This window comes from Conyzicola sp. (genome assembly GCF_057073975.1).
On sequence record NZ_JBXMIS010000094.1, the window covers coordinates 1 to 12,268 of the forward strand.

Sequence of the window (12,268 nt, forward strand, 5' to 3'; positions counted from 1 at the left end):
CCCGCTGCACCCGTCGACCGGCAACATCCGGGTCGTCGACGTTCCGATGCCCGACTTCGCCGAGGCGACGAGCGCGGACTTCGCCCACAACGACGACAGCACTCCCGACAGCGAGCTGCGACCGACCCTGCCGCAGCCGACGATCCTGCCCCAGCGCACCGGCCCGCAGCCGAAGGCACGCAAGGGACGCACGTCGATGCCCAGCTGGGACGACATCGTCTTCGGCGCACGCCCCGACGACGGCGCCTAGGAGCCGAACGCCCCAAGTTTGAGCAACGGCACCTGCAGCTCTGCGGGCGACCACGAACCGTGCTGGCCGACCATGGCGCGCGATCGCGGCGACGCGTTCACGGAGTAGTACGCGATGCCTTTGCGGGCGGCGACGATGAGATCGCCGATTCGTGGGAGCACGACGGGGTCGACCTCGCCGAACCAGCCTGCCTCCACTGCCTCGCTGCGGGTCGCGATCCAGGAGCGCGACTCCTCGCTCGCCCGCCAGGCGGCGATCGTGGCCTCGCGCGTGGCGTCGTCGGCGGACTCATCGAAGTAGAGCTGCAGGCAGCGCGGCTCTCCTCCCACGTGCGCGACGCCGGCAACGAGCTCCTCAACCGTGTCGAAGAGCACATGGGAGTGCGCTGGCACATCGATGACGCCGTGGTCTGCCGTGACGATGAGCCCGCTCGACGGCGCAGCGGTCACGAACGAGCGCACCGCGCCGTCCACGGCCTCCAGCGCCCGCGTCCACTCGTCGGACTCCCAGCCGTTGGCGTGACCGGCCATGTCGAGCTCTGGCACGTACACATAGACAAGCTGCGGGGTACCGCCGGCGTTCGCGAGCCGCGCGGCAGCCTCGAGGCGCTCGGCGATGGTGGCCGCCCCGAGGAAGGAGGCACCCCGCAGCACGGCACGGGTGAAGGCGGAGCCCTCGTACCGCTGGGGCGCGATGACCGTGGCGCTGTAGCCGGCATCCACGGCGTCTTCGAATACGGTGCGGGAACGCTGCCAGCCATCGGGATCGGTGACAGAGCCGAGATCGGAGAGCTGCACGACCAGACGCCCCCTGTCGGGATCGAGAACGTTGTAGCCGACCATGCCGTGCTGCCCTGGCCGGGTTCCGGTCGTCAGCGTTGCAAGGCTGGATGCCGTCGTCGTCGGAAACCCCGAGTCGATGGTTCCGGCAACGGCGGCCAGCGTTCGCGCATGGCCGGACCGCGCCTTCAGCGCTGCGGCCCCGAGCCCGTCGACGAGTAGCACGACGGCAGTGGCGACCTTCGGCAGACCGAGCGCATTGGGCTCGCCAGAGAGCGCGGCGAGGCAACTTGGGAACACGTCGGCAAGGCTCAGCCGGTCTGCTTTGAGCGCCGGTAGCATGAGGTCGATCTTATGACTACTCCCCAGATTCCCCCGGTTTCCAGCGAGGCCGAGCCCGACGAGCACCGCACGACCGATATCGATGTGGCGACCGAGATGCAGGGCTCGTTCCTCGAGTACGCCTACTCCGTCATCTACTCGCGGGCGCTGCCCGACGCCCGCGACGGACTCAAGCCCGTGCAGCGCCGCATCCTGTTCCAGATGACCGAGATGGGCCTTCGCCCCGACCGCGGTCACGTGAAGTCGGCGCGCGTCGTCGGCGATGTCATGGGCAAGCTGCACCCGCACGGCGACGCGTCGATCTACGACGCCATGGTTCGACTCGCACAGGACTTCAACCTCCGCGTGCCCCTGGTCGACGGACACGGCAACTTCGGCTCTCTCGACGACGGCTCTGCGGCCGCTCGATACACCGAGGCACGATTGAGTGCTGCGGTCATCGCCCTCACCGACGACCTCGACGAGGACGTCGTCAACTTCGTTCCCAACTACGACAGCTCGATGATGCAGCCGGAGGTGCTTCCGGCAGCCTTCCCCAACCTGCTGGTGAACGGCACGAGCGGCATCGCCGTCGGCATGGCGACCAATATGGCGCCGCACAACCTCATCGAGGTGGTCGGTGCCGCACGGCACCTGCTCGACAACCCACGAGCGACCCTCGAAGAGCTCATGGAGTTCGTTCCCGGCCCCGACCTCCCGACAGGCGGAACGATCATCGGCCTCGCCGGAATCAAGGATGCCTACGCGAGCGGTCGAGGCGCGTTCAAGACGCGCGCCCGCGTCAGCGTCGAGCAGATCTCTGCCCGCAAGACCGGACTCGTCGTCACGGAGCTGCCATACCTCGTCGGCCCAGAGAAGGTCATCGAGAAGATCAAAGACGGAGTGCAATCGAAGAAGATCAACGGCATCAGCGATGTCACCGATCTCACCGACCGCAAGCACGGCCTTCGCCTCGTCATCGGCATCAAGACGGGATTCAGCCCGGATGCCGTTCTCGAGCAGCTCTACCGCCTCACCCCGCTCGAAGACAGCTTCAGCATCAACAACGTCGCCATTGTCAACGGCGGCCCGCGAACCCTCGGGCTGCGCGAGTTGCTTCAGGTCTACATCGACCACCGTCTCGAGGTCGTAACGCGACGCAGCCGGTATCGCCTCGCTCGTCGTCTCGAGCGACTGCACCTCGTGCTCGGCCTGCTCATCGCGATTGTGGATATCGACGAGGTCATCCAGGTCATCCGCACCTCCGACGACTCCGACGTCGCCCGCACGCGCCTCATGGACGTCTTCGAGCTCAGCCAGATCCAGGCCGAGTACATCCTCGAGCTGCGTCTTCGACGCCTGACCAAGTTCAGCCGCATCGAGCTGGAGAAGGAGCAGCAGCAGCTAGAGAAGGAGATCGCAGAACTCGAGGCTCTGCTCGCCGACCCCAAGAAGCTCAAGCGCATGGTCTCGCGCGAGCTCGACGAGGCTGCCGACAAGTTCGGCACCCCCCGGCGCACGCTGCTGACCGAGGCGCGGCCATCGGTCGCCACGGCGGGCAGCTCGCGCAAGGCGCCGGTCGAGCTCGAGATCGCTGATGCCCCGTGCACCGTCTACCTCTCGACGACCGGTCGTGCCATCCGGGTAGACGCAGCGGCAGAGCCAGGCGCTCCTCGGGCGCGCCGTCGCAGCAAGCACGATGCGATCCTCTCATCGGTGGTGACGACGAGTCGGTCGGAGATCGGCGCGGTGACAAACCTCGGGCGCCTCATCCGCTTCACGGCCATCGACCTGCCGAGCGTGCCGGAGAACTCCATCCAGCTCGCCGCAGGAGCGAAGATCGCCGACTACCTTGCACTCGGCAACCGCAAGGAGCGGGTGCTCGGTCTGGTCGACCTCGGCTCTGACGTGCCCATCGCGCTCGGTACGCGCCAGGGTGTCGTCAAGCGCGTGGCACCGGGCGGCTACCCTGCCAAGCCCGACTTCGAGGTCATCTCACTCAAACCAGGTGACGAGGTCGTCGGGGTCGCCCAGGGGCCGGAGAGCGACGACCTCGTGCTCATCACCTCCGACGCGCAGCTGCTGCACTTCGGGGCCGCCGCGGTGCGCCCCCAGGGCGCGTCCGCCGGCGGCATGGCCGGCATCAACCTCGGCGCGAAGGCAACGGTGATCTTCTTCGGATCGATGGATGCCGCATCCAGCATCGAGGTCGCCACCGTCTCGACGTCGACCGCCACGATCGCCGGGGCGGATCCTGGCCGCGCGAAGGTCTCGTTCCTCTCCGAGTTCCCTGCCAAGGGGCGCGCGACAGGCGGCGTGCGGGCGCACACCTTCCTCAAGGGGGAAGACGTGCTCGCGCTCGCCTGGGCAGGGCCAGCGCCGGCGCTCGCGGTCGGCGCCGACGGTTCGCAGCGCACCCTTCCGGAGGCCGGCGCCAAACGGGACGCCTCCGGAACACCGCTCGAGTCGGTTGTCGGCTCCATCGGCTCCTCGCTGTGACACTGGGCCCGACTGCTCGCCGGGCCCATCGCACTAGTTGACGGCGTCTGACAGGGCGGCGACGAGCTCGTCGAGGCCCCACGGCAGCGAGAGCGCGGTCGGCGGCGACACCGCGGCGATGAACTCCGTGCCGACGACGGTCGCGACATTGCCGGCGGCGACCGCCGGAATGGCGAGGCCGTGGCTCGAGGTGACGAAGGCATCCGCCTCCGCCTGCGTGTCGGAGTAGCTCAGCACCACGTCGGACTCCAGCTGGTCGAGGGTCTCGTAGCTGAGCGTGTAGTAGAACGTGGCGTCGCCGTTGGCGAGTTCGTCGACACTGGCCGGGTTGGTGAAGCCGAGGTCGAACAGGAACTCAACGCGCGGATCGGCGTCTTTGTAGACGTAGAAGGTGCCAGCGACATCCCAGACGGCGGCAATCGACCTGCCGGCGAACTCCGGGTGCGCCGCAGCCTGCTCAGCCAGCTCCGCGTCGATGTCGGCGAGCACCTGCTCTGCCTCCGTCGTCTTGCCGAGGGCTTCTCCGACGATTGAGACGACATCCCGCCACGGCGTGCTCCACGCCTCGCCCGGGTAGGCGACGGTCGGCGCGATGGCGCTCAGCAGGTCGTACTGCTCCTCGGTGATGCCGGAGTACGGCGCGAGGATGACGTCGGGGCTCGCCGCGGCGATCTCCTCATACGGCGGCTCGTCGGCCGAGTCGGGCAGCACGGTCGGGATCTCTGCGCCCTGCTCCTCGAGTGCCTCGCGGATCCACGGCAGCACACCGCTCTCGTCGCCGCCGTAGGACTGGAACGGGATGGCCACCGGCACGACCCCGAGGGCGATCGCGGCATCCGTGCTGCCCCATCCGAGAGTCACGACGTTCTCCGGCGTGCCGTCGATGACGGTCTCGCCGAAGGCATGCTCGATCACTACGGCGTCACCACCGGGCGCGGCGGAGCCATCGGGGGTCGCTGCGCACGCTGACAGGGCGAGGGTCACGGCCGCGAGGGCAGCGATGGCGGGCAGTCGGGAATGTCGCACGAGGACTCCAATGGTTGGGATTAGTTAGGTATGCCTATCCTAACTACGCTCCGTGGAATCTCCCAATCGGCACAACCAACGGAGTGCCGCAGACCGGGTCGGGCACGACGCGGCAGCGAAGGCCGAATGCCTCCTCCACCAGGTCGGCGGTGATGACGTCGGACGGCGCACCCTCGGTCAGCACTGCTCCGCCGGATATGACCACGAGGTGATCGGCATACCGGGCGGCGAGGTTCAGATCGTGCAGCACCATGACGACGGTCGTGCCCTGGGTGTGGTTGAGCTCGTGCAGCAGGTCGAGCACCTCGAGCTGGTGCGTCACGTCGAGGAAGGTCGTCGGCTCGTCGAGCACGAGGATGTCTGGCTGCTGCGCGAGCGCCATCGCGATCCAGACCCGCTGGCGCTGGCCGCCGGAGAGGTCTTCCACGCGGCGGTGGGCGAGCTCGAGGGTTGCGGTGGCGGTCAGTGCCCGCTCGACCGCCTCGTCATCCGTCGCCGACCATTGCCGCAACAGGCCGTGGTGCGGGTAACGACCGCGACCGACGAGGTCGGCGACGGTGATCCCGTCCGGTGCCGTCGGCTGCTGCGGCAGCAGGCCGACGACGGTCGCGAGCCTCTTCGTCGGAATACGCCGGATGTCGCTGCCGTCCACCTCGACGACTCCCCCTGTCGTGCGCAGCAGCCGCGCCATGCCCCGCAGCAGCGTCGACTTGCCGCTCGCATTGGCGCCGACGATGACCGTGACCTTGGCGCGCGGGATCGACAGGTCGAGGCCGTCGATCACCGTTCTGCCGTCGTAGCCGAGACGAACGCCGCGCGCCTCGAACCTGTGCTGGCCGGCAGTCATGCCACTCCCCCTGTTCGCTGGGCCCTGGCGAGGAGCCAGAGCAGGTACGGGGCGCCGACGGCACCCGTGATGATGCCGACGGGCACCTGCTGGTCGCCGGGAAGCAGGTGCTGCGCCACGAGATCTGCGCCGAGTACCAGACCGGCACCCACCATGGCCGTGGCGCCAAGGGAGAGACCCGTGCGCAGCAGGCGCCGGGCGATCGGCGCGCTGGCAAAGGCGACGAAGGCCACCGGGCCGACGGCGGCCGTGGCGATCGCCGCGAGGGCGACGGCGATGGCAAGGGACGCGGTTCGCACGGCCCCAACCCGAAGCCCGAGTCCCGTGGCCGTGTCATCCCCCAGCTGCAGCACCCGCAACCGCGGCGCTAGGAGCGCGAGCAGCGGGCACAGCACGGCAAGGCCGACCGCCAGGATCGTCGCGTCCTCCCATCGTGCGCCACTCAGACTGCCGACCAGCCAGACGAGGGCAGCCTGCGCGTCGCGCACATCGGCGCGGGTCAGCAGGTAGCTGATCACCGCCTGCATGAGGAAGGCGACGGCGACGCCGACCAGCACGAAGCGGTATCCGTGCACGCCAGAGCGCCAGGCCAGCAGGTAGATCGTGGCGGCGACGGCGAATGCACCCACACCCGCGAAGGCTGCGACCGATGCGCCGCTCAGTCCGAGCACGAGCACTGCGAGAACCGCAGCCGCACTCGCGCCCGTCGTCACGCCGATCACATCGGGGCTCGCGAGGGCGTTGCCGAGGATCGCCTGAAAGAGACCCCCGGCCAGCGCGAAAGCCACGCCGACGAGGATGGCGAGGGTGGCCCGCGGCAGCCGGAGCGTCAGCACGACGAAGCGGTCGCCTGAGTCTCCTCCTCCGAGCAGAGCGGCCATAAGCGCGGGTGGCGAGATCGAGTAGGCGCCGAGGGAGAGGCTCAGTGCGAACAGCAGGGCGACCACCACCCCCAGCGCGGCTGTGGCAATCACGGTAGAGCGCATCCGATTCGACCGGATGGTGGCGACAACGCTCACAGCGCGCCCGCCCCTCGTGCGCGCACCAGGGCGATCATCACGGGTGCGCCGATGAGAGCGACGACAAGGCCGGCTTCCAGTTCGGCGGGAAGCACGATCACCCGGCCGACGACATCCGCCATCGTCAGCAGCACGGCACCACCGAGCGCGGAGATCACCAATATCCAGCGGTAGTCGTGCCCGACAAGGCGCCGCGCGAGATGCGGAGCAACCAGTCCGACGAAGACGATGGGGCCGACCAGCGCCGTCGCCGCGCCGCAGAGCAGGACGATTGCCACAGCGGTGAGCACCCGAACCCGCCCGAGGCTCGCCCCGAGTCCGCGCGCGACATCTTCGCCGAGGGCGAGCACATTGAGGCTGCGACCGAGCGCCATGGCGAGCACGAGCCCGGCACCGAGGAACGGAAGCACTCCGGCGACCGCGTCGAGGTCGCGGCCGACCAGGGATCCGACCGACCAGAAGCGGTACTGGTTGAGGGTCTCTAGGTCGCCGATCAGCACGAGGGTGATTACCGAGGTGAGTGCTGCCGTCACCGCCGTGCCGGCCAGGGTGAGGGCAAACGGGCTGGGGCCGCGTGCCCCGGCCGACACGAGGTAGACGACGGCGGTCGCCCCGGCAGCCCCCGCGAACGCCAGCCAGATCTGACCGCTGGACGCCGTGATACCGCCCAGGCTGATGCCAAGCACGATGGCCAGCGACGCCCCGGCGTTGACACCGAGCAGACCCGGGTCGGCCAGCGGGTTGCGGGTCAGGCCCTGCATGAGGGCCCCCGCGAGCCCGAGAGCAGCGCCCGCCACCAGACCGAGCACCGTGCGCGGCACCCGCAGCTCGCGCACGACCATGTGATCGACGTCGCTCGCGATCGGCGAGAGCAGCGCGTCGAGAACGGACTGCGGATCAACCTGCCGCGCTCCGACCGCGAGACTCAGCACAACGCTGGCAACCACCACCACGGCCCCGAGCAACGCGACAACGCTTGGCCGGAGCCTCGTGCGGTCGCTCGATGCAACCGCTGCACTCATTCCTGGGCTTCCGCCCTACCCCGTCGCCAGTACCCCATGAAGGCAACCCGACTGCGGTCGATCCCGACCTCTGAGACCAGCAGTCGGCGCAATCTCTTGATCACCGCCGCCTCCCCCGCGAGCCAGGCGTAGAACGAGCCCTGCCCACCCTCCGGGGAGTCCCACAGCAGGTCGACGTCCACGTCGATGTCCTCGAGCTGCTGGGCACCTCGGGTGAGAGCCGGGGCGTAGGCAGAGCGGTGGCTGCCGAGCCAGGCGCGAACCGCGTCGTCGAGCGAGCGCGGGTCGGTGTCGCGGGCCAGCCACGTGATCGAGGAGGCGTCGTTGTGGATGACAGGAAGGGCATCCTGCGCGGTCGGCACCTGCACGAAAGCGTGGGCCCGCACACCCGGCGCCATCGCCTCGAGGATGCCGCAGATCGCAGGCGTCGCCGTCTCGTCGCCCGCGAGCAGGATCTCGGTCGCGTCGCCGGGACGCCAGTCCATGCCGATGCCGGAGTGGATGCTGCGGGCGTCGGGGCCGACGATGACGACGCGATCACCGGGCGTGGCATCCCCGAGCCAGGTCGCGGCTGGCCCGCTGTGCGCATCGACGCCGTGCCAGACGAAGTCGATGTCGACCTCGCCTTCCGCAGGCCGCACAGCACGCACGGTGTAGGTGCGGAAAGGATTGCGCAGGCCGCTGGGCAGGGCCCGCCACCGTGCGTACCACTCGCCGTCGACGCCGAGGTCGCTCAGCACCCCGTCTATCGGGAACAGGATCTTGACTCGCTGGTCTCGCGCGTGCGTCGCGAAGAATCGGAGGTCATCCGCTGCAAAGGTCACCCGGCAAAAGCTCGGCGAGAGCCACTGGATGCCCGCGACGCGCACCTCGAACGGCCGGTATGCAGCGCGGTCGTCCTGGGCGATCAACGCCTCAACATAGGTAAGCATTACCTAAGTATGGCAGACCTTACTTGGGTGGCCGGCACCTAGACGTCGATGCGGTCCCGGTTCAGGCCATCCCCCGCGATGATGAACTCCTTGCGCGGCGCGACGTCGTTGCCCATGAGCAGCTCGAAGACGCGGTTGGCGTTGTCGACGTCGCTGATCGTGACGCGGCGAAGGCTGCGGTGCTTAGGATCCATCGTCGTGGTTGCAAGCTGCTCCGCGTCCATCTCGCCGAGTCCCTTGTAGCGCTGGATCGGGTCCTGCACCTTCTTGTTGCTGCGCTTCAGTGTCGCCAGCACGCCCTGCAGCTCAGCCTCGGAGTAGGTGTAGATGGTCTCGTTCGGCTTCGACCCCGGATTGATCACAACGACGCGATGCAGCGGCGGCACGGCGGCGAAGACTCGACCGTTGGTGATCATGTCGGGCATGTAGCGCATGAACAGCGTCAGCAGCAGGGTTCGGATGTGGGCGCCGTCGACGTCGGCGTCGGCCATGATGATGACCTTGCCGTACCTGGCCTGCTCGATGTCGAAGCTGCGGCCAGAGCCGGCGCCGATGACCTGGATGATCGAGGCGCACTCCGTGTTCGACAGCATGTCGCTCACCGATGCCTTCTGCACGTTGAGGATCTTGCCCCTGATCGGCAGGAGCGCCTGGTACTCGCTGTCCCGACCGAGCTTCGCCGTGCCGAGCGCGGAGTCGCCCTCCACGATGAACAGCTCGCTGCGAGCAACGTCGTTCGAGCGGCAGTCGACGAGCTTCGCCGGCAGCGACGAGCTCTCCAGCGCGTTCTTGCGGCGCTGGGTCTCCTTATGAGCACGGGCGGAGATACGCGACTTCATCTCAGCCACGATCTTGTCGAGCACGAGGGCCGACTGCGTCTTGTCGTCGCGCTTGGTCGAGCTGAATCGGTCGGCGAGAGCGGCGGAGACGACGTTCGCGACGATCGCGCGCACCGCCGGGGTGCCGAGAATCTCCTTGGTCTGGCCCTCGAACTGCGGCTCCGGCAGGCGAACGGTGAGCACAGCAGTCAGACCGGCGAGGATGTCGTCCTTCTCCAGCTTGTCGGTTCCGACCTTGAGACGGCGGGCATTCGCCTCCACCTGGGAGCGCAGGGCCTTCATGAGACCGGCCTCGAAGCCCGCCTGATGGGTGCCGCCCTTCGGCGTCGCGATGATGTTGGCGTAGCTGCGGAACACGGTGTCGTATCCGGTACCCCATCGCAGGGCGATGTCGACCTCGCACTCGCGCGTGAGCTCTGTCGGCACCATCGCGCCGGTGGGCTGCAGCACGGGAACAGTCTCGGTGAACGTGCCGCTGCCCGTCATGCGCCAGGTGTCGGTGACGGCGGCGTCGGGCGCGAGGAACTCGACGAACTCGCTGATGCCGCCGTCGTAGTGGAAGGTCTCGACGGTGTGCTCTGTCGAGCGCCGGTCGGCGATGTCGAGGGTGAGGCCCGGCACGAGGAACGCGGTCTGGCGGGCACGGTCGACCAGCTCGTTGGCCTGGAACGACGCGCCCTTGGTGAAGATCTGCGGGTCGGACCAGTAGCGGATCCTCGTTCCCGTCACGCCCTTGGCGACCTTGCCGACGACCCGCAGCTCGCTGTTCTTCACGAACGGGGTGAACGGCGCGTCTGGGCTCGGCTCCCCGGAGTCTGCGAAGATCCCGGGCTCGCCGCGATGGAACGACATCGCCCACGTCTTGCCGTTGCGGTCGACCTCGACATCGAGCCTGCTCGACAGCGCGTTGACGACGGAGGCGCCGACACCGTGGAGGCCTCCTGACGCGGCATAGGAGCCGGAGCCGAACTTGCCGCCGGCATGCAGCTTGGTGAACACGACCTCGACGCCGCTGAGCCCGGTCTTCGGCTCGATGTCGACGGGGATGCCACGGGCGGTGTCGCGCACCTCGACGCTGTCATCCGGGTGCAGCACGACATGGATGGATGTGCCGTTGCCACCGAGCGCCTCGTCGACGGAGTTGTCGATGATCTCCCACAGGCAGTGCATGAGGCCGCGCGAGTCGGTGGAGCCGATGTACATGCCGGGGCGCTTGCGAACGGCCTCGAGCCCCTCGAGTACCGAGAGGTGCCTGGCAGAATAGTCCTCGCTTGCCACTGGGCTGATCCTCTCCTTGCGTGTACTCCAGCCCATAGGGCGAACTCAAGACTAAGAGACAACGACACAGGTGCCGCGATCGACACCCCTCTCTTTGGGTGCATACGCGCAGAGCGAAATGCCATGCCAATGCCGCGCACTCCCGACACATGCGTGCTTGGATAGAACAAGCACAAAGCCCGCCCAGCTGTGAGGAGCAGATCATGAGCCAGATCTCCACCGACGAGACCGTCGACGAACTCGAGGCCACCTACACCCTCACCGCGTTCGACCGCTGCGACAGCTGCGGCGCGCAGGCATACATCAAGGTGACGATGGCCAGCGGCGAACTGCTGTTCTGCGCCCACCACGGTGCGAAGTTCAAGGAGAAGCTCGTCTCAACCGCGCTCAACTGGCACGACGAGTCGGCCCGCCTCCACACGGAACGCTAGGGTGGCCGGCTCCGGCCCACTGTCCTACTACTTCGCGAGGCTGAGGCGCCTCGGCGTTCGCAACATGATCCGCATCGCGGGCAAGATCACCGCGGAGTACAAGATCCCGCGAATCGTCATTCTCGCCGACATGGTGCAGTGCTCGGTGCGATACAACGCGGGGTACTACGACTACCACGAGTGGGACTTCCACCTCATGAACCACCGGGAGCGTAAGACCTTCCTCACCAGGCCTCAAGCCAACCAGCTGACGCTTAGGTACAACAATCTCGAGTTCGCACACAACTTCCGCAACAAGGTGCACTTCAACCAGCTGTTCTCCGACCACCTCGGGCGCGAGTGGCTCGACGTGCGCGAGACCTCGGTCGACGAACTCAAGGCCTTCGTCACCACGCACGGCACGGTCTTCCTGAAGGATCCGGAGAACCTCGGCGGATACGGCCTCGAGAAGGTCGAGGCGAAGGATGTCGACGACTTCGCCGCATTCCACGCGCGACTGCTCGCACAGAAGCAGTTCCTCGTCGAGGAGTTCATCACCCAGCACCCGGAGCTCGTGCGACTCGCCCCGAAGTCGGTCAACACCCTCCGCATCATCACCTACTTCGACGGTACGCAGACGCACGTGCTTGCGCACGCCTTCAAGATGGGCAACGGCGCCGACCTCGACAACTTCGGCCAGGGCGGCATGCAGACGACGGTCTACGGCGACGGGGAGCTTCCCTACGGCGCGTTCAGCAAGGAGGGCGACAAGTGGACGGTGCACCCGCTCAGCGGTGTGAGCATCGTCGGCTTCGTCATCCCCTTCTACGCCGAGGCCATCGAACTGGCAAAGAAGCTCGCCCCCGTCGTGCCGGAGGTGCCGTACGTCGGCTGGGACATCGCGATCGGGCCGAACGGCCCGCTCGTGATCGAGGGCAACTACAACAGCGGCGTCTTCCAGATGAAGCCGAGCCTCAGCGGGCTCAAGATCGGACTGCGGCCGACCTATGCCAAGGCCATGGGCTTCCCGGCCTGAGGCCTATCCG

General features: G+C 67.7%; 10 protein-coding genes and 1 pseudogene. 4 read left to right on the forward strand and 7 right to left on the reverse strand.

All coding sequences use genetic code 11. The features are described from left to right. Positions 1–250 (forward strand): annotated as a pseudogene (locus tag AC14A7_RS08470) (hypothetical protein); the annotation flags it as partial. Here the strand turns inward: AC14A7_RS08470 and AC14A7_RS08475 are convergent. Next, positions 247–1,371, reverse strand: coding sequence for an alkaline phosphatase family protein (locus AC14A7_RS08475; RefSeq protein WP_484008112.1), 1,125 nt, complete (start codon positions 1,369–1,371; stop codon positions 247–249). The pseudogene AC14A7_RS08470 and the gene AC14A7_RS08475 overlap by 4 nt on opposite strands. Positions 1,372–1,383: 12 nt before the next feature. Here AC14A7_RS08475 and AC14A7_RS08480 point away from each other — a divergent pair, with 12 nt between their 5' ends. Next, positions 1,384–3,849 carry a DNA gyrase/topoisomerase IV subunit A gene (locus tag AC14A7_RS08480; RefSeq protein ID WP_484008113.1) on the forward strand — a complete coding sequence of 822 codons (2,466 nt, stop codon included), beginning with the start codon at positions 1,384–1,386 and terminating at the stop codon, positions 3,847–3,849. 33 nt (positions 3,850–3,882) lie between these two features. Here AC14A7_RS08480 and AC14A7_RS08485 read toward each other — a convergent pair whose 3' ends face one another. Genes AC14A7_RS08485 through AC14A7_RS08510 form a run of 6 tightly spaced genes read right to left on the reverse strand, consistent with a single transcriptional unit; the run spans position 3,883 to position 10,812 of the window. Continuing rightward, positions 3,883–4,875 (reverse strand): iron-siderophore ABC transporter substrate-binding protein, encoded by a 993-nt coding sequence (locus AC14A7_RS08485; protein WP_484008114.1) that lies wholly within the window; start codon positions 4,873–4,875, stop codon positions 3,883–3,885. 43 nt (positions 4,876–4,918) lie between these two features. Continuing rightward, entirely contained in the window at positions 4,919–5,722 is an 804-nt protein-coding gene (locus AC14A7_RS08490) for an ABC transporter ATP-binding protein (protein ID WP_484008115.1), read from the reverse strand. Beyond that, positions 5,719–6,696, reverse strand: a complete 978-nt coding sequence (locus tag AC14A7_RS08495) for a FecCD family ABC transporter permease (protein WP_484008117.1) — start codon at positions 6,694–6,696, stop codon at positions 5,719–5,721. The genes AC14A7_RS08490 and AC14A7_RS08495 overlap by 4 nt, the downstream gene beginning before the upstream one ends. Before the next feature lie 41 nt (positions 6,697–6,737). Continuing rightward, positions 6,738–7,763: a FecCD family ABC transporter permease gene (locus AC14A7_RS08500; RefSeq protein ID WP_484008119.1), complete on the reverse strand. Its 1,026-nt coding sequence runs from the start codon at positions 7,761–7,763 to the stop codon at positions 6,738–6,740. Then, entirely contained in the window at positions 7,760–8,695 is a 936-nt protein-coding gene (locus AC14A7_RS08505) for a siderophore-interacting protein (protein ID WP_484008121.1), read from the reverse strand. Before AC14A7_RS08505 ends, AC14A7_RS08500 begins: the two co-directional genes overlap by 4 nt. A 38-nt stretch (positions 8,696–8,733) precedes the next feature. After that, a complete protein-coding gene (locus AC14A7_RS08510) occupies positions 8,734–10,812 on the reverse strand; it encodes a DNA gyrase/topoisomerase IV subunit B (protein ID WP_484008122.1) in 2,079 nt (692 codons plus the stop codon). Positions 10,813–11,015: 203 nt separating this feature from the next. Between AC14A7_RS08510 and AC14A7_RS08515 the strand changes: the two genes are divergently transcribed. Both AC14A7_RS08515 and AC14A7_RS08520 read left to right on the forward strand, forming a co-directional pair. Next, positions 11,016–11,243 (forward strand): DUF7455 domain-containing protein, encoded by a 228-nt coding sequence (locus tag AC14A7_RS08515; RefSeq protein ID WP_484008123.1) that lies wholly within the window; start codon positions 11,016–11,018, stop codon positions 11,241–11,243. A 1-nt stretch (position 11,244) separates the two neighbouring features. Further along, positions 11,245–12,258, forward strand: a complete 1,014-nt coding sequence (locus AC14A7_RS08520; RefSeq protein WP_484008124.1) for a sugar-transfer associated ATP-grasp domain-containing protein — start codon at positions 11,245–11,247, stop codon at positions 12,256–12,258. The last annotated feature ends 10 nt before the right edge of the window (positions 12,259–12,268 follow it).